Raw genomic sequence first — 18,018 nt, forward strand, 5'->3', positions numbered from 1 at the left:
AATTCATGATTAAAATTAATTTAAGAAATTTATATAGGAATAAGAATACAAATAGAATAGCAATTTTCTTTTGTATTTTTATTTTTATATATTCCGTATTAGTAACATCACTAGTAACACAAAAGTATAATTTACAAGAAGGGGATATAGCCAAAGTAGATATAAAGGCACCAAGAGAAATTATAGATGAAGCTGCAACTAAGACTAAGATACAGCAAGCGTTACAAGCAGTTCCGCTTCAATATAATAAAAATCCTGAAGTTAAGACTCAAGTGTTAAATGATATTAATGAATTGCTTAATAATGTATATACCTTGAAGGATAGTGCTTATGAAAACGATGAAAAAGTAAATAATTTAAAGACTACTTCTAAGATAACACTAGAGGAAGAGGATTATTTATCCTTAATATCCCTAAATAAAGATGAAATTAAAGTAATACAAGGTTTTCTAGCGGGTGTGATGTCGGAACTTTATGACAATGTAAATATAAGTGATAATAAGCAGAAAAGCAATCAAGAAGATATAAAAAAGGCTCAAGAATTTATAAATATAAAGGTAAATTCTTCAACACTACCAAAGAAAGTACTGAAGAATTTAGTTATATCAATTGCGTATAAGCAAATTAAACCTAACTTTTTTTATAATGAAGAAAAAACCGAAGAGCTTAGGGAGGAGATTAGGAAAAAATCACCTATTGTTATAAAAAAAGATCAAACAATAGTTAAAGAAGGAGAACCGGTAACAAGAATACAATTAGACATTTTGCAAAAATTAGGTCTTCTAAATACTAAAGATAGCCACAGGTGGTATATATATTTCAATTTAGGCATATTTGTGTTTTTGATACTATCCTTACAGTGGTTCTATGCATATAAGTTCAAAAATGAAATATATAAAGATAATAGTAAAATTATATTAATTGGTATATTGAATTGTTTGGCTGTTGCTATTGCAAGATCGCTTAATATTCAGCCATTTTTAATTCCATTTGCCTTTATACCTATGATCACTACTTTACTATTGGTAGATAGGAAAATATCTTTAATAATAAATGGCTTTAACTGTGTATTTATAAGCTGTGCTGTAGGATTTAATGCTGAAATTATTTTGCTTGCTATAGTTAATGCAATACTTGGTTCTGTAATACTTAGGAAAATGCAGCAGAGAAATGACATATTATATTGTTCTTTGTATATAGCTGTAATAAATGTTATCTTTGCGTTTTCTTTAGGATTACTTTTAAGTGATAATATAGCAGAGGTTGCGAGAAAGGCATCCTTTACTTTGGCAGGAGGTATAATTTCAGGTGTACTTACTATAGGGTTTCTACCCTTTTTTGAGAGTACTTTTGACATAGTTACCACTATAAAGCTTTTAGAACTTTCTAATCCCAATAATCCGTTACTTAAAAGGCTTTTGATGGAGGCTCCTGGTACTTATCACCACAGCATTTTGGTTGGAAATTTGTCGGAGGTTGCAGCTGAAGAAGTTGGGGGGAATCCAGTGCTTGCAAGAGTAGCTTCTTATTATCATGATATAGGGAAAATAAAAAGGCCTTATTTCTTTAAGGAAAATCAAATAGGAAATGATAATCCGCATAATAAGATTTCTGCGAATTTAAGTACGCTGATAATAACTTCCCACATAAAGGATGGAGAGGAATTAGCTAAGGATTATAAGATACCTTCAGTTATTCAAGATATAATAAAACAGCACCATGGTACAACATTAGTAAAGTATTTTTATCTAACTGCAAAAAATTCTAGTGAAAATCCAGATGAAGTCAATGAAGAAAATTTTAGATACCCAGGTCCAAAGCCTCAAACTAAAGAAGCGGCTATAATAATGCTTGCAGATAGTACTGAGGCAGCAGTGAGATCTATAAGCGAGCCAACTAAAGGGAAAATAGAAGAAATGGTAAACAATATAGTTAAAGCAAGATTAAATGAGGGTCAATTGGATGAATGCGACTTGACTTTAAAAGAAATAGAAAAGATAAAGAAAACCTTTGTAAAAGTACTAATGGGCATATATCATCAAAGAATAGAATACCCTACAGATAAGTGGGATAACAAAACTAACGGGAGTGATAAAAGAAAATGATATATATAGAAAATGGTCAAGATAAAGTAGAAGTAAATAAGGAGTTAGAAAATACTATAGAAAGTATAATAGATTATGCGCTAAAAGAAGAGGAAGTAAATATAGATTACGAAGTAAGTGTCATATTTGTTGATAATGAAGAAATAAAAGAAATAAACCTGGAGAATAGAGCAATAGATAAAGAAACAGATGTACTTTCATTTCCTATGCTTGAGTACAGTGATGGAAAGGTATTTAAAGAAATGTATAAAGGATATAAGTTTTCACCTATATATTTAGATGATGGGAAGTTAGTACTTGGGGACATAGTTCTTTCTTTAGAAAAGGCATTGGAACAAAGCGAAGAATACGAGCATTCTTTTCTAAGAGAAGCTTGTTATTTAACAATACATTCTGTACTTCATCTTTTAGGATATGATCATATGGAAGAAGAAGAAAAGTTAATTATGAGAAAGAGGGAAGAGGAAATTTTGAGTAAGTTTCAATTAACAAGATAATATACTAAAAGTAGGTGCCTGAATGAAAAGTGTGAAAAAATTATTAGATAGCTTTAATTATTCAATCGAAGGAATATTATATGCGGTAAGAACTCAAAGAAATATGAGAATCCATATGATAGCAGCTCTTGCAGTTCTCACTATTTGCTTTTTCTATGATATAAGTAAGACGGAGCTTTTAATAATACTTTTATCAGTTACCATGGTAATAACTGCAGAGCTTATAAATACTGCTATTGAAGCTTCTATAGATGCTACAACCAATTATTATCACCCTTTAGCTAAAATTGCGAAAAATGTAGCAGCAGGGGCAGTTTTAGTTACTGCTATAAATGCTTTAGCAGTGGGATATATTATATTTTGGAGCAAACTTGTATATATAAACTTTATGGTGATTAATAAGATTAAGAATTCTAACCCATATACTATATTTATAATTTTTATTATTGTGCTTATAAGCACTTTAATTGTAAAAGCTATATTTGGGGAGGGGACTCCATTAAAGGGAGGAATGCCAAGTGGTCATAGTGCCATATCCTTTTCTATAGCTACTATGATTGCCCTAATAACTGAAGATGTTGAAGCTATAATTTTAAGTTTTTTTTTAGCAATAATTGTTGCTCAAAGCAGAGTGGACTCAGAAGTACATTCTATTATAGAAGTTATAGTAGGAGCGGTATTTGGAACACTAATCACTTTGTTATTATTTAAAGTTTTTGGGTAAACTAGTATTTAGATATTATAGGGAATTAATTTAATATTTTATTAATTAAACTGTAATGAAATAAAATGATATAATTGTTTAAGAACTAAGATGGAAATTGGAGGGATGAGGAAAGTGAAAGGGGAATATAGTAAATTAATTGAAGAAGCTATAAATGCTAGAGAATTTGCATATGTACCTTACTCTAACTTTAAGGTGGGCGCAGCAGTTCTTATGGAAGATGGAAGTATATACTCAGGATGTAATATAGAAAATGCATCTTTTGGAGCTACTAATTGTGCAGAAAGAACAGCTGTATTTAAAGCTATTTCTGAAGGTAAGAAAGAAATAAAAGCTTTAGCTGAAATTGGAGATATAGAAACTTATACAATGCCTTGTGGTATATGCAGGCAGGTAATTAGTGAATTTATATCTGAAGATATAGATGTTATTTTAATAAAAAATAAAAGTGACTTTGTAATAAAGAAGTTTAGTGAAATATTCCCATTATCATTTTCTAAAAAAGACCTCAACAAATGAAGGAGGATATATGTTTAAATCAGGATTTATAACAATAATAGGAAGACCGAATGTCGGAAAGTCAACTTTGTTGAACCATATAATGGAGGAAAAGTTGTCTATTGTATCTAGTAAACCACAAACTACAAGAAACAATATTCAAACTATCCTTACAGATAAGGAATCACAAATAATATTTGTGGATACTCCAGGAATCCATAAACCACGACATAAGCTTGGAGAATATATGGTAAATGTAGCTACAGATGCTTTGAAAGAGGTAGATGTAGTGCTTTTCTTAACTACTCCAGAAGGAGAATTTGGAAAGGGAGATGAATATATATTAAACCAGCTTGAAGCAGCAAAGGTGCCTGTATTTCTTGTAGTAAATAAAATAGACGAAAATACTCAAGAAAGGGTGGCAAAGACACTACAAATTTATTCGGAAAAGTTTAAGTTTACAGAAATTATACCTATTTCTGCAGCTAAGGGAAAAAATGTAGATAAATTAATGGAAATTGTAAAAAATTATATCCCAGAAGGACCTATGTATTATCCAGAGGACATGATAACAGATCAACAGGAAAGATTTATAGTTGCTGAAACAATTAGGGAAAAGGCATTGAGACTTTTATCAGAAGAGGTGCCTCATGGAATAGGTGTGGATATTATAACTATGAAGAAAAAAGAAAATGGAGCATATGAAATAAATGCAGATATGCTTTGTGAAAAAGATTCACACAAAGGAATAGTAATAGGGAAAAATGGAGAAATGTTAAAAAAGATAACCCAATACTCTAGACAGGACTTGGAAACATTTTTACAATGCAAGGTTTACTTGAAAATTTGGGTAAGAGTCAAAAAGGACTGGAGAGATAACAATACAGTATTAAGAGAGCTAGGGTATAAATAGCAAGGAGATGATTTTCTGGCTATATTTCAGACAAGAGCGCTAGTACTTAAAACTCAAGATTATAAGGAATCAGATAGATTGATCTGGTTTTATACAGAGAAGCTAGGGAAAATTTCTGCTATAGCTAAAGGTGCTAAGAAAAATAGAAGTAAGTATTTCTCAAATACTTTAACATTTACATATGGTGATTATATACTTTATAGAGGGAAGGGTATGTATACACTAAATGAAGGTACTATTATAGATTCTTTTCAAGGAATTTTAAGTGATTTTGATACTATATCCTATGCTTCATATCTTTGTGAACTTATAGATATAAGCATGGCTGAGGAAGAAAGTAATAGAGAGCTTTTCAAGGAACTTGTAACAGCTTTTTACCTTATGAAGAATAATGCTTGTGATTTAGAAACCTTAGCTAGGGTCTTTGAAATGAATATACTTAGGGCTACAGGATATGGACTTAATTTACATAAGTGTTCGATATGTAAAGAGCCTATAAGTTCAGCAGATTATATTAGTATTCAATATCTTGGGGGTGTATGTACTAAGTGCCCAAAATTAAATGGTATGAAGGTAAGCCCTGCAGCTTATAATATTATTAAATATCTAAATAATTTAGCACTGGAAAAATCCTATAGAGTTACAATACCTTCTAATTTAAAAGAAGAAATTGAAAAATTGTTAGGGACTATTATAGCTCAAAGTTATATTAGAAAACCTAAGAGTTTAGAAACATTAAACTTTATTAAAAGGAGTGAAAAAAGTGAGTGAAATAACTTTAGAAAAAATTGATATTGTAAGAGATAGAACTGGAGTTAGTTACGCCGAAGCAAGAGAAGCTTTGGAAAAGTCTGAAGGAAATGTAGTAGATGCATTAATATTTATTGAAGAAAATAAAAAGGCTCCAAAGGAAAATTCATATACTAATAAAGATGAATTTGTGAAATGGTTAAAAGACCTTGTAAGTAAAGGTAATGTTGCTAGAATAAGAATAAAAAAAGATGAGAAGGTATTATTAGATATACCAGTAACTGCAGGACTCGTAGTAGCTATACCAAGTCTAATTTATGCACCCCTAATTACATTAGGCGTATTTGCAGCAGCCTTAACGCAGATTACTATAGAAATAACTAAAAAGGATGGCACCGTTGAGGTGGTTAATAAAATATTGAAATCCACCGTGGAAGACGTAAAAGAAAAGGCTCAAAATGCAGCATCTAAGGTACAAGATAGTGCATTAAATGTAAAAGATAAATTTACTGGTGAAAAAAGTAGTACTAATGACGAAAATAATAATGTATACACATATACAGTTGACTTTGAAGAGATTGACGAGGAAAGTAACTCGGAAAATAAGGAAAAGTAATAAAAAAGGTCAGCAGAAAAAATCTGCTGACTTTTAGTTTTAAAGGTAAAATTGTTGAATAAAAAATGAAGATTTGGTAAAATTTATGTAGTGGGTATCTTTATAATATATGTATCCTAAATTGTAAAACTATAATCTTTTTCTTTCTTTAAGATTGTTAAATAGCAAAGTTATATGGAAATAGAAACAAAATGCGCAAAATATTAAAAAATAATAGACATATATAAATAAAAGTGTTATACTATTTATGAATTTAAGGGAAATAATACATATAATTGTTGGTTATGTGTGAAAGAGGGTGAAATAAATTAAACTATCACTAAGACAAGAGGAAATTATTAAATTAGTAAAGGAACACGAACCTATAACTAGTGAACAGCTTGCAGGTAAACTAAGTGTTACCAGAGCAGCATTAAGACCAGACTTAGCTATTCTCACCATGACAGGAATTTTAGAAGCAAAGCCGAAGGTAGGATATATATATTCAAGGAAACCCTCTTATAGTTTGGTTTATGATTACATAAGAAACATACAGGTAAAGGATGTAATGGGAAGTCCCGTAGTTGTTAATGAATCTACAATGGTTTATGATGCTATAGTAAATTTATTTTTAAATGATGTTGGTACACTTTTTATAGAAAATAACGGATTGCTCGTAGGTGCAGTTTCAAGAAAAGACTTTTTAAAGTCTGCTATGGGAGGAACTGACATGCATAAGATACCTGTAGGTATTATAATGACTAGAATGCCTAATATAGTATTTGTAAAAGAAGAAGACAGTGCTTATGAAGCAGCTATAAAAATTATAGAGCATGAAGTAGATAGTTTGCCAGTTGTAAAAAAAGTTGATGATAATGATAAAAAAGAAGCTTATAAAATCATTGGCAAAATATCAAAAACTAATATTACAAAACTTTTAGTAAAAATGGGAGAAAACTCATAAAAAAATTTAAGGAGTATATTAATAAACTCTTTAATATAATAAATAGATAAATAAACATACAAAAGGGGTTGTTTATAAATGGAAATCAAAAAGTATGTATACCTGTTTAACGAAGGCAATGCCTCAATGAAAAATTTACTTGGTGGAAAAGGTGCTAATTTAGCAGAGATGACTAATTTAGGTATACCTGTACCACAAGGTTTTACAGTTTCTACGGAAGCTTGCACTAGATATTATGAAGATGGTAAAAAAATATCCGATGAAATAGTAAATGAAATTTCTAATGCTATGGCAAATCTTGAAAACATTACAGGAAAGAAATTTGGAAGCTTAGAAAATCCTCTTCTTGTATCAGTAAGATCTGGAGCAAGAGTTTCTATGCCAGGTATGATGGATACAATTTTAAACCTTGGTTTAAATGATAATACAGTAGTGGCTTTAAGTAATTTAACTAATAACGAAAGATTTGCATATGATTCCTATAGAAGATTTATACAGATGTTTTCTGATGTAGTTATGGGAATAGATAAAAGAAACTTTGAAGATATTTTAGATGAGGTTAAGGAATCTATAGGAGCTAAGTTTGATACGGATTTAAAAGCATCTGATTTAAAAGAAGTAGTAAAAAAATACAAGGCCCTATATAAAAAGGAAATGGGAGAAGATTTCCCTGAAGATCCTAAAGCTCAGTTAATAGAAGCAGTAACTGCAGTATTTAGATCATGGGATAATCCAAGAGCTATTGTATATAGAAGATTAAATGATATTCCAGGTAGCTGGGGTACAGCAGTTAATATTCAAAGTATGGTATTTGGTAATATGGGAGATACATCAGGTACAGGGGTTGCATTTACTAGAAATCCTGCTACTGGTGAAAAAGAAATCTTTGGTGAATACCTTATAAATGCTCAAGGTGAAGATGTTGTTGCAGGAATTAGAACTCCTCTTCCTATAACTAGATTACAGGAAGATCTTCCAGAATGCTATAAAGAATTTATGGATATAGCTAATAGATTAGAAAATCACTACAAAGATATGCAGGATATGGAGTTTACTATTGAACAAGGTAAATTATATTTCCTTCAAACAAGAAATGGTAAGAGAACAGCTCAAGCAGCACTTAAAATAGCTGTTGAAATGGTAGAAGAAGGACTTATAACTAGAACAGAGGCTGTACTTAAAGTTGACCCAAAGCAGCTAGATACATTACTTCACCCAAACTTTGATTCACATCAACTAGAAAATGCTAAGGTTATAGCTAAAGGACTTCCAGCTTCTCCAGGAGCAGCTTGTGGAAAGGTATATTTCACAGCGGAAGATGCAAAGGCACATCACGAGTTAGGGGAAAAGGTTGTACTTGTAAGAATTGAAACATCTCCTGAAGATATAGAAGGAATGATTGCATCAGAAGGTATACTTACTGTAAGAGGAGGTATGACATCTCACGCTGCAGTTGTTGCTAGAGGTATGGGAACTTGTTGTGTTGCAGGATGTGGAGAAATAGTTGTACATGAAAGTACTAGATGCTTTGAAGTAAATGGAGAAATGTATAAAGAAGGAGATTATATATCCTTAGACGGAAGTACAGGATATGTATACGGTCAGGCCATTAAAACTGTAGCTCCTGAGATAAGTGGATATTTTGGAACATTTATGTCATGGGCAGATGAAATAAGAGCTCTGAAAGTTAGGGCAAATGCAGATACTCCAAGAGATGCAGCTCAAGCAGTTAAGTTTGGAGCTGAAGGTATAGGACTTTGTAGAACAGAGCATATGTTCTTTGATGAAGATAGAATTCCAGCAGTAAGAGAAATGATAGTATCAGAAACAGAAGAGCAAAGAAGAAAAGCTTTAGAAAAGCTTTTACCAATGCAAAGAGAAGACTTTATAGGAATTTATGAGGCTATGGAAGAAAGACCAGTAACTATAAGATTCTTAGATCCACCACTACATGAATTCCTTCCAACAGAAGATGAAGATATTGAAGAATTAGCAAAGGATATGGGAATAACATTCCAAACTTTAAAATCAAAGGTTGAATCCTTACATGAATTTAATCCAATGATGGGTCATAGAGGATGTAGACTTAGTGTATCATATCCAGAAATTGCAGAGATGCAAACAAGAGCGGTTATAGAAGCAGCAATAAAAGTTAAGAAAGACAAGGGATTTAATATAGTTCCTGAAATAATGATACCACTTGTCGGTGAAGTAAAAGAACTTAAATATGTAAAAGATATAGTTGTAAATGTTGCAAATTCTATAATACATGAAGCAGGAGTAGAATTAAAGTACCATGTGGGTACTATGATAGAAATTCCAAGAGCAGTTATAACTGCAGATGAAATTGCAAAAGAAGCAGAATTCTTCTCCTTTGGAACAAATGATTTAACACAAATGTCATTTGGATTCTCAAGAGATGATGCTGGTAAATTCTTAAATGATTATTATGAAAAGAAAGTATATGAGTTTGATCCATTCCAAAAGCTAGACCAAAAAGGAGTAGGAAAACTTGTAGAAATGGCTTGCGAATTAGGTAAAAAGACAAGACCGGATATAAAGCTTGGAATATGTGGAGAGCATGGAGGGGATCCATCTTCAGTGGAATTTTTCCATGAAACTGGATTAAATTATGTATCTTGCTCACCATATAGAGTTCCAGTGGCAAGACTTGCAGCAGCACAAGCACAAGTGAAAAATCCAAGAAAATAAAGCTATTAAAAGAGCTAAGTCCTAAATATTTAGGACTTAGCTCTAATTTATTGTAGTTTGAAATTTTTCTTCTATATATTTTGCAAATTCATAAACAAATTTACAGTGTTCTTCAGTTTTATTTACAGATTTTTTTAGCAATGTAAAGAAAGAAGTTTTATTACACTTTCTTATATTATTATAATAATCTCTGGAAATTTTCCAATACTTTTGTGGAAAACTTAAATATGATAATATATATTTATATTCATCTAAATTTAAAGGGCGAATTTTTTCATACATATTTAAGCATCTTATACACAAATCAAAATTCCATCTAGTTTTATCACGTTTTAATATTCTTCTCAAAAAATAAGATATATCATGAACGCAATAGTCAATTTTACATTTATCAAAATCAATTACCCAAATCGAGTTGTTCTTATCAAATATTATATTTTTATTTACGTAATCCAGATGGCATAAGGAAGTACCTAAGTTGTTGAAATTTATGCTATTGGATATGGAAAGGGAAGTTTTAGCAAGTAAAAAGTTGTCATGAAAATTTTGAAGAAATAATCTTGAAAAATTATCCTTATACCTAAATGCTTTATTTGAGCAGTTTAAAAGGTCACCAAAATGTTTGGATGTAGATATAGTTATATCTTCAAATTCGGAGCGTAAATTGCTCCCTTTGATAGGTTTGAAGTTTATTGTACATTTGTGTATTTTTCCAAGATTTAAGGCAGAGATCAAAGTATCTGAGTCATCATCGTAACTACATTTTCGGCCTTCAATCCAATCTGTTAATATAAAAAGCATGCCATTATAATTTACAAACCTACTTTTATTGTATGTAGGTAGTACTCTAGGAACAAGTACATTGTGTCTATAAAGCCATTCTATAGCTGAATATACAAATAGCAAGTCTTCTTTATTAAAGTAAACTTTTTTAAGGCAGTAACTTTTATTTGTATCTAGAACTTTATAAACAGCTCGTTGTTTATCTGTATCTTTAAACTTTACCCTTTCAACAGGGCAATTTTCCAGGTTATAATAAGGAAGCACGTATTTTTTTATATTTTCTTCGGATAATAAATCATAACTATATGTTGAAGCCATACTTGGCATATAAACACTCCTTATCTATTCATATATTATAATGATATTACTTACGATTTAATATTATACATAGTAATTTCTATATTGCTAAAAATAAAAGGAGTTTTGCGTATTATTATAGAATACATAAAAGTGGTGATGAATATGTTAATTAGAGAAACAATAGAAGAAAATGAAAGTAAGATTTTAATAAGAGGGGCTTCGTTATCTGTAAACTCTAAAGGGAGGGCAAGTGCTGAGAACAATGATGAAATAAGAACTTGTTTTATGGTAGATAGAGATAGAATAATTCATAGTAAGTCCTTTAGAAGACTTAAACATAAAACTCAAGTATACATAAAAACTTGGGGTGATCACTATAGAACTAGGCTTACTCACACTTTAGAAGTAGCCCAAATAGGAAAAACCATAGGTAAAGCTATAGGTTTAAATGAGGACCTTATTGAAGCTATAGCATTAGGACACGATATAGGGCATGTAGCCTTTGCGCATAATGGTGAAGATGTATTAAATGAGTTACTTCCAGAAGGATTTAGACATAATGAAAACAGTATAAGAGTACTTACAAAGATTGAAAGACAGGGAAAAGGATTAAATTTAACAAAGGAAGTTTTAGATGGAATATTGAATCATAGCGGCTTTTCTAAGGGAGAAAAAGGAGATAAAGCATTTACTTTAGAAGGGCAAGTAGTAAGATATAGTGACAAAATTGCATATGTAAATCATGATATAGATGATTCTATAAGAGCAGGGCTTTTAAAGGAAGAAGAAATACCGCCAGAGCTTCTTAAAGTTCTTGGAAAAAGTCATGGAGAAAGAGTAGATACGCTAGTGAAAGATCTTGTTTATAATACTTTAAATAATATAAAAGGCAGCAAAGTACAGGTATGTTTAAGTTCAGAAGTTGAAAAGGCTTTAATAGAACTTAGAAAATTTATGTTTGAAAAGATATATAAGGGACCTATATTAAAAGAAGAAAGAGATAAGGCCAAGTTTGTATTAAAACAAGTATTTACATATTATATAAAATATCCTGAAAAAATGCCTGAATTTTATTTAAAAATTGTGAAAGCGGAAGGATTGTATAGAGGAGTTGCAGATTACATATCAGGGATGAGTGATGATTATTGCCTTATTATATTCAATCAAATATATGTTCCTAAAATTGTAATTTATTAGTATAAAACCTGCGTTAATTGGAAAAATAATGTTTGTGTCTAATAAAATAAAAAATAAAAATTATGAAGGATATTTTTATTTTTTACAGAATATATAAATATAATATAAAACTTACACTAATATTTGCTTCAGGAGAAGGATTATAATTCTTTTTGTCGAATATATAAAATAAAACGGATATTTTGTTGCAAAATCATATAAAAGTTTATTATAATTAAAAGGTTAGGTGAAATAAATAATTGATATCGGAAGATGTCGTTCAAAAGGTAAAAGAATCTAGTGACATAGTAGATGTGATAGGACAGTCAGTAAAGTTAAAAAGAGCTGGCAAGTATTATGTTGGGTTATGCCCATTTCATAATGAGAAATCTCCTTCCTTTACTGTAACACCGGATAAGCAAATCTACAAGTGCTTTGGCTGTGGTGAAGCTGGGAATGTCATAAGTTTTGTTATGAAAACCAGAAATATATCATTTACAGATGCAGTACAGGTTCTTGCAGATAAAGCAAACATAACTATAACTCATGGTAACAATAATGTGCAACAACAAAATAATTTAAAATTGTATAACATAAATGTAGAAACAGCTAGATTTTATTTTTATAATTTAAGAAAAAATAAAAATGCAATGCAGTACTTATCAAAGAGAGGTGTCACCGCTCAAATAATAAATAAGTTTGGTCTTGGATATGCCTCAGATAGTTGGAATTCCCTAATTAAATTTCTTAAAGGGAAGGGTTATACTGAACTCGATATGTTAAACGCAGGGCTTATTATAAAAAGTGAAAAAGGAACTTTTTATGATAGATTTAGAAATAGAATAATATTTCCTGTGTTTGATTATAGGAATAAGGTAATTGGTTTTGGAGGAAGAGTATTAGATAATTCCAAACCTAAGTACTTAAATTCGCCGGAGACTCCAATATTCCACAAGGGAACTAATTTATATGGCCTGAATTTTGCAAGTAAGGATGTTAGGGACAGAACACTTATAATTGTAGAAGGATATATGGATTGTATATCACTTTATCAATATGGAATAAATTATGCTGTAGCTTCATTAGGTACGGCTCTTACACCATCTCAAGCAAAGCTTTTGAAGAGATTTGTAGATAAAATAATTATTTCATATGATGCAGATGCCGCAGGGCAAAATGCAACATTAAGGGGACTTGATATCTTAAAGGATGAAGGGCTTGAAGTTAAGGTTCTTATAGTTCCAGATGGAAAGGATCCGGATGAGTATCTAAAAAACCACGGAAGAGAGGCATTTGTAAATTTAATAGAAGATGCTCTTCCAATTGTGGATTATAAATTAGGTAAGATAGAAGAAAAAACCAACTTTCAAAACTCACAAGAAGTAGTAAAATATACAGAAGAAGCAGCTGAAGTAATTAGAAATCTTCATCCAGTAGAAAAGGATAAATATATAAAGAAAATTTCAACTAAGGTAAAATTAAGTGAAGAAATTTTATACCAAATAGTTAATAAAAAACACCAAAAGGATGGAAATAGTCAAGGTGAAGTGAATATTGAATCCATTTTGGGAAATAAATTATATATAGAACCTACATATATAAAGGCAGAGAGACTTCTTATAAGGATAAGTATAAAAAAGAGAGAATTAACTTCTTATATTAAGGATAGGATTAAAATAGAGGATATGATATTAGAATCTCATCAATATATATTTAATACTATACTAGAAAATGCAAATTTATCTTTAGAAGAAATAGGGAATAAAGTTGAATTAAATAGTCAGAAGTCTGAAATCATAAAGGAGTGGGTAAGTATACTTCAAAGTGATATAAGCAATGAAGAAATAGATTACAAGTTGCTTATAGATGATTGCATACGGGAAATAAAAAGATATAAGCTAGAAGAGAAAAAGAATGAAATAATGTCAAGAATAAAAGAATATGAAGCCAATGGTAATGTAACTGAATCCATGAAAGTTGCTAAAGAGCTTATGAATGTTCAAAAGCAGCTAAATGGCTTGCAGTAAGGGCGGAAGGAGGCCATATATACAATGAAAGATAAAAATGAAAAGATGCAACTTGTAAAAAAGCTTATTGAAAAAGGAAAAAAAAGCGGGAGCTTAACCTATAAAGAAGTTATGGATGAATTAGAGGATGTAGAGTTAAGCCCTGAACAAATAGAAAAGATATATGAAGTATTAGAATCTATGGGCATAGATGTTATAGGTGACATACAAGATTCAGAGGTGCCACATGAGGAAGAGTTAGATTTATCAATTCCTGAAGGTATTGCAATAGATGACCCTGTAAGAATGTACTTAAAGGAAATAGGTAAGGTTCCGTTACTGTCTTCAGAAGAGGAAATGGATTTAGCTCAAAGAATAGAAAATGGAGAACAAGCAGCTAAGAAAAAACTTGCAGAAGCTAATTTAAGACTTGTAGTAAGCATAGCTAAAAGGTATGTTGGACGTGGTATGCTATTTTTAGATCTTATACAAGAAGGAAATTTGGGACTTATAAAGGCTGTAGAAAAATTTGATTATAGAAAAGGCTTTAAGTTTAGTACCTATGCTACATGGTGGATTAGACAGGCGATAACAAGAGCTATAGCTGACCAGGCAAGAACTATTAGAATACCAGTTCACATGGTAGAAACTATAAATAAATTAATAAGAGTTTCAAGACAGCTATTACAAGAACTAGGAAGGGAGCCAATTCCAGAAGAAGTAGCAAAGGAAATGGAAATGCCTGTAGATAAAGTAAGAGAGATAATGAAAATAGCTCAAGAACCTGTTTCTCTTGAAACGCCAATAGGAGAAGAAGAAGATAGTCATTTAGGTGACTTCATTCCAGATGATGATGCACCGGCACCAGCAGAAGCTGCCGCCTTTACAATGCTTAAAGAACAACTCATAAATGTACTAGATACACTAACTCCAAGAGAAGAAAAGGTATTAAGACTTAGATTTGGATTAGATGATGGAAGAGCAAGAACGCTTGAAGAAGTGGGAAAAGAGTTTAATGTAACACGAGAAAGAATAAGACAGATAGAAGCAAAAGCTTTAAGAAAGCTGAGACATCCAAGTAGAAGTAAAAAATTAAAGGATTATTTAGATTAATATTATGAAAGCACCTTAGGGTGCTTTATTTCTTTGAAAAGTTGGAAAGTAAAGAAAGGAAAGTGTGTATGGAATTAAGTTTAAGATTAAGAACCATTTGTAATATGATTGATAATTGTAAAACTATAGCAGATATAGGCACTGATCATGGATATATTCCAATATATCTTATAAAAAATAAAATGTGTGAATTTGCTATAGCTTGTGATATAAATAAGGGACCATTAGAAAAGGCTGAAGAAAATATAAAGCTAGAAAATTTAGAAGATAATATAAGCCTTAGATTAGGTTCTGGATTTGACGTTATAACCCCAGGAGAAGCAAATGTAGCTATAATAGCAGGAATGGGAGGACACTTAATAAAAGATTTGATTGAAAGTGGAATGGAAGTATTTAAATCCTTGGATTACTTAATACTTCAGCCGGTACAAAATCCTGATGTTTTAAGAAAATATATATATGATAGTGGATTTGAAGTTGTAAAAGAAGAATTATGTATTGACGAAAAAATATTTTATGAGATAATAAAAATTAGATATGCAAATGCAAATGAAAATATTAGAAAAGTTCAAAATGATATATTTTATGAAGTAAGCTATGATTTAATTAAACAAAAGCATCCATTAGTAAATAATTTCATACAGTATAAGATAAATAGATATAGAAATATACTTGAATATATACAAGAGGACTCTTCACTAGCAAACTTAAGAAAAAAAGAAGTTAAAGAAAAAATTCATAAATTGGAGGAGTTGTTGAGATAATGTCTCTAAAAATACAAGATATAGCAAATATAATCGAAGAATTTGCTCCAATAAAATTAAAAGAAGACTTTGATAATGTAGGTCTTATGGTAGGAGATGCGCAAAAGGAAGTAACTTCTATCTTAATAGCTTTAGATTGTACTTTAGATGTTATTCAAGAAGCAAGTGATAGAGGTTGTAATCTTATAATTTCTCATCATCCGTTACTTTTTAAAAGACCATCTTCTATAACAACAGAGACTATCTTAGGAAAGAAAATAATAAGTCTTATAAAAAATGATATAAGTCTTTATTCAAGTCATACTAATTTAGATGCAACAAAGGATGGCATAAATGATATAATAATGAGTTTATTAGACTTTAAAAACTACGAAATTATTTCTCCAAATAAGAATAGTACAGATAATTTTACGGGATTAGGTAGAATTGCTACGTTAAGCACGCCAGTTACACTAGATGAGCTTTGTGATAGAGTGAAGGATTCTTTGGATATAATATCTCTAAAATACATAGGAGATGAAAGGAAGTTAATAAAAAAAGTAGCCGTTATAAATGGAAGTGGAAATGACTTTTTGATAAAAGCTAAAGAATTAGGGGCAGAGTGTATAATCACAGGGGATACTACATATCATTATGCTTCAGATTTGGCTGAGGAAGGGATTTGCCTAATAGACGCAGGGCATTTCCATACAGAATGGCCAGGTATGCAAATAGTCGGAAAGTGGTTAAAAAACAGAATAAAATTAATGGGACATAATATAGAGATAATTCCATCAAATAAGACGGTATGTCCTTATAAGTATAAATAGAAATGAGTAGGTGTCTGTTCAAATGAATGGATATCTATTCATTTTTGTTTTTTATTATATAAATTGTAAATCAAATCATGATAAAGCAATATATCAATTATTTAATATTTAAGGAGGACTAAGATATGAGTTTAAATAAAAATATTTATGAATTACAGAATGAGTATAATAAAATGAGTGAATGTGATGAAATTTTAAATAATAATTCATATAAGTATGAGTTGAAAAAGTTAAAGAAGGAATTTGAAAATTTGAAAGTTCAATTTATAAATAAAAATGAATGTTTACAACAAATAAAGCAGGAAATACTTGAACTTAATATTAATATAAATAATTTAAAAAAGGAAATAGAAGAAGGAAATTATAACTTATATAATAAATCAGGATCTAATTTAAAGCTTATTGATATTATTAATAATAAGCTAAATAATGATAAAAAGATGCTTATAGAGTTAGATAATAAGATTATAGATATGTTAGAGAGGGAAGAAAAAATACAAGAGGAAAGAAAAATATTAAGAGAAAAGCTAGATAATATTAAAGAAAATTTTTATAACTATAAGGAAAAAGAAAGCAAAAAAGTGAATCAGGCTAACACAAATAAGGAGCTTATTGAAAAGAAAATTAGCAATATAAGAGGGAATATACCTAAGAGGTATTTAGAGATGTTTGATGAAATAAAAAGTAGAAATAAAAAGGTTGCAGTGAAGTTAAATGACAGAATATGTGGAGGATGCAAAATTGAGGTGTCAGCGGTAACAATAGATAATATAAATAAAGATAACGAAATAACATTTTGTGATAACTGTGGGAGAATGTTATTTTCTGATAAGAAATCAGAAAATAAATAAGTAATTGAAATTAATAGATCTTAAAGCTATGGATAATATTTTTTAAATAATAGATAATATTACCACAAAAAAATAGGTTGATTTTTATATTCAGTGTGTTATAATAGAATTCGCGAGTAAGCCAGACAGTCGCTGCTGTGGAAACACAGGAGAGGAAAGTCCGAGCTCCGTAGGGCAGGGTGCTGGGTAATACCCAGTCAGGGTGACCTGAAGGAAAGTGCAACAGAGATATACCGCCTATTTTATATAGGTAAGGGTGGAAAGGCGAGGTAAGAGCTCACCAGCGCATAGGCGACTATGCGGCTATGTAAACCCCATCTGGAGCAAGATCGAATAGGGAAGCATTATGGGATTGCCCGTCCCGCTTCCGGGTGTATCGCTTGAGCCTATTGGTAACGATAGGCCTAGATAGATGACTGTTTAATACAGAACTCGGCTTACAGACTTGCTCGTACCAG

16 protein-coding genes and 1 other RNA gene are annotated in these 18,018 nt (G+C 30.6%); 16 read left to right on the forward strand and 1 reads right to left on the reverse strand.

Features of this window, described 5'->3' with window-relative positions; genetic code table 11:
* Positions 1–5: 5 nt before the first annotated feature.
* The 9 genes from DP68_RS08580 (at position 6) to ppdK (ending at position 9,758) form a co-directional block, all read left to right on the forward strand.
* Entirely contained in the window at positions 6–2,105 is a 2,100-nt protein-coding gene (locus DP68_RS08580; protein ID WP_035308447.1) for an HDIG domain-containing metalloprotein, read from the forward strand.
* Positions 2,102–2,602 carry an rRNA maturation RNase YbeY gene (gene ybeY / locus DP68_RS08585; protein ID WP_035308450.1) on the forward strand — a complete coding sequence of 167 codons (501 nt, stop codon included), beginning with the start codon at positions 2,102–2,104 and terminating at the stop codon, positions 2,600–2,602. The genes DP68_RS08580 and ybeY overlap by 4 nt, the downstream gene beginning before the upstream one ends.
* Positions 2,603–2,624: 22 nt before the next feature.
* Positions 2,625–3,326 carry a diacylglycerol kinase gene (locus tag DP68_RS08590; protein WP_035308455.1) on the forward strand — a complete coding sequence of 234 codons (702 nt, stop codon included), beginning with the start codon at positions 2,625–2,627 and terminating at the stop codon, positions 3,324–3,326.
* Between the two features lie 105 nt (positions 3,327–3,431).
* Positions 3,432–3,845 (forward strand): cytidine deaminase, encoded by a 414-nt coding sequence (locus DP68_RS08595; protein ID WP_035308457.1) that lies wholly within the window; start codon positions 3,432–3,434, stop codon positions 3,843–3,845.
* Positions 3,846–3,855: 10 nt separating this feature from the next.
* Positions 3,856–4,737: a GTPase Era gene (era, locus tag DP68_RS08600; RefSeq protein ID WP_035308461.1), complete on the forward strand. Its 882-nt coding sequence runs from the start codon at positions 3,856–3,858 to the stop codon at positions 4,735–4,737.
* Between the two features lie 15 nt (positions 4,738–4,752).
* Positions 4,753–5,508: a DNA repair protein RecO gene (gene recO / locus DP68_RS08605; protein WP_035308463.1), complete on the forward strand. Its 756-nt coding sequence runs from the start codon at positions 4,753–4,755 to the stop codon at positions 5,506–5,508.
* Positions 5,501–6,103 (forward strand): DUF4342 domain-containing protein, encoded by a 603-nt coding sequence (locus DP68_RS08610; RefSeq protein ID WP_035308465.1) that lies wholly within the window; start codon positions 5,501–5,503, stop codon positions 6,101–6,103. The genes recO and DP68_RS08610 overlap by 8 nt, the downstream gene beginning before the upstream one ends.
* A 307-nt stretch (positions 6,104–6,410) precedes the next feature.
* Complete coding sequence (locus DP68_RS08615; RefSeq protein ID WP_035308467.1) at positions 6,411–7,046, forward strand: helix-turn-helix transcriptional regulator; 636 nt, start codon at positions 6,411–6,413, stop codon at positions 7,044–7,046.
* Positions 7,047–7,124: 78 nt separating this feature from the next.
* Positions 7,125–9,758, forward strand: a complete 2,634-nt coding sequence (gene ppdK, locus DP68_RS08620) for a pyruvate, phosphate dikinase (RefSeq protein ID WP_035308469.1) — start codon at positions 7,125–7,127, stop codon at positions 9,756–9,758.
* Between the two features lie 42 nt (positions 9,759–9,800).
* Here the strand turns inward: ppdK and DP68_RS08625 are convergent, their stop codons facing one another.
* Positions 9,801–10,868 carry a CotS family spore coat protein gene (locus tag DP68_RS08625; RefSeq protein ID WP_035308471.1) on the reverse strand — a complete coding sequence of 356 codons (1,068 nt, stop codon included), beginning with the start codon at positions 10,866–10,868 and terminating at the stop codon, positions 9,801–9,803.
* A gap of 135 nt (positions 10,869–11,003) precedes the next feature.
* On the opposite strand from DP68_RS08625, the gene DP68_RS08630 reads away from it, so the two are divergent.
* From DP68_RS08630 to rnpB, 7 genes are all read left to right on the forward strand, one after another.
* Positions 11,004–12,038: a deoxyguanosinetriphosphate triphosphohydrolase gene (locus tag DP68_RS08630; RefSeq protein WP_035308473.1), complete on the forward strand. Its 1,035-nt coding sequence runs from the start codon at positions 11,004–11,006 to the stop codon at positions 12,036–12,038.
* A 239-nt stretch (positions 12,039–12,277) separates the two neighbouring features.
* On the forward strand, positions 12,278–14,044 hold the full coding sequence (dnaG, locus tag DP68_RS08635) for a DNA primase (protein ID WP_035308475.1): 1,767 nt from the start codon (positions 12,278–12,280) through the stop codon (positions 14,042–14,044).
* Between the two features lie 24 nt (positions 14,045–14,068).
* Positions 14,069–15,136, forward strand: a complete 1,068-nt coding sequence (gene rpoD / locus DP68_RS08640; protein ID WP_035308477.1) for an RNA polymerase sigma factor RpoD — start codon at positions 14,069–14,071, stop codon at positions 15,134–15,136.
* Positions 15,137–15,204: 68 nt separating this feature from the next.
* Entirely contained in the window at positions 15,205–15,900 is a 696-nt protein-coding gene (locus tag DP68_RS08645; protein ID WP_035308479.1) for a class I SAM-dependent methyltransferase, read from the forward strand.
* On the forward strand, positions 15,900–16,709 hold the full coding sequence (locus tag DP68_RS08650) for a Nif3-like dinuclear metal center hexameric protein (RefSeq protein ID WP_035308481.1): 810 nt from the start codon (positions 15,900–15,902) through the stop codon (positions 16,707–16,709). Before DP68_RS08645 ends, DP68_RS08650 begins: the two co-directional genes overlap by 1 nt.
* A 125-nt stretch (positions 16,710–16,834) precedes the next feature.
* On the forward strand, positions 16,835–17,560 hold the full coding sequence (locus tag DP68_RS08655) for a C4-type zinc ribbon domain-containing protein (protein ID WP_035308484.1): 726 nt from the start codon (positions 16,835–16,837) through the stop codon (positions 17,558–17,560).
* 113 nt (positions 17,561–17,673) lie between these two features.
* Positions 17,674–18,016: RNase P RNA component class A (gene rnpB, locus DP68_RS18925), an RNA gene on the forward strand.
* Positions 18,017–18,018 lie beyond the last annotated feature (2 nt).

The organism is Clostridium sp. HMP27 (assembly GCF_000765165.1).
Taxonomy (GTDB): domain Bacteria; phylum Bacillota; class Clostridia; order Clostridiales; family Clostridiaceae; genus Clostridium_AK.

Bases quoted from the DNA above. Each gene is read 5' to 3' on its own strand.
- rpoD (WP_035308477.1), top strand. From the start codon at position 14,069: ATGAAAGATAAAAATGAAAAGATGCAACTTGTAAAAAAGCTTATTGAA.
- DP68_RS08625 (WP_035308471.1), bottom strand. From the start codon at position 10,868: ATGCCAAGTATGGCTTCAACATATAGTTATGATTTATTATCCGAAGAA.
- ybeY (WP_035308450.1), top strand. From the start codon at position 2,102: ATGATATATATAGAAAATGGTCAAGATAAAGTAGAAGTAAATAAGGAG.
- DP68_RS08580 (WP_035308447.1), top strand. From the start codon at position 6: ATGATTAAAATTAATTTAAGAAATTTATATAGGAATAAGAATACAAAT.
- DP68_RS08590 (WP_035308455.1), top strand. From the start codon at position 2,625: ATGAAAAGTGTGAAAAAATTATTAGATAGCTTTAATTATTCAATCGAA.
- ppdK (WP_035308469.1), top strand. From the start codon at position 7,125: ATGGAAATCAAAAAGTATGTATACCTGTTTAACGAAGGCAATGCCTCA.
- DP68_RS08650 (WP_035308481.1), top strand. From the start codon at position 15,900: ATGTCTCTAAAAATACAAGATATAGCAAATATAATCGAAGAATTTGCT.
- DP68_RS08630 (WP_035308473.1), top strand. From the start codon at position 11,004: ATGTTAATTAGAGAAACAATAGAAGAAAATGAAAGTAAGATTTTAATA.
- DP68_RS08655 (WP_035308484.1), top strand. From the start codon at position 16,835: ATGAGTTTAAATAAAAATATTTATGAATTACAGAATGAGTATAATAAA.
- DP68_RS08595 (WP_035308457.1), top strand. From the start codon at position 3,432: ATGAGGAAAGTGAAAGGGGAATATAGTAAATTAATTGAAGAAGCTATA.
- era (WP_035308461.1), top strand. From the start codon at position 3,856: ATGTTTAAATCAGGATTTATAACAATAATAGGAAGACCGAATGTCGGA.
- DP68_RS08645 (WP_035308479.1), top strand. From the start codon at position 15,205: ATGGAATTAAGTTTAAGATTAAGAACCATTTGTAATATGATTGATAAT.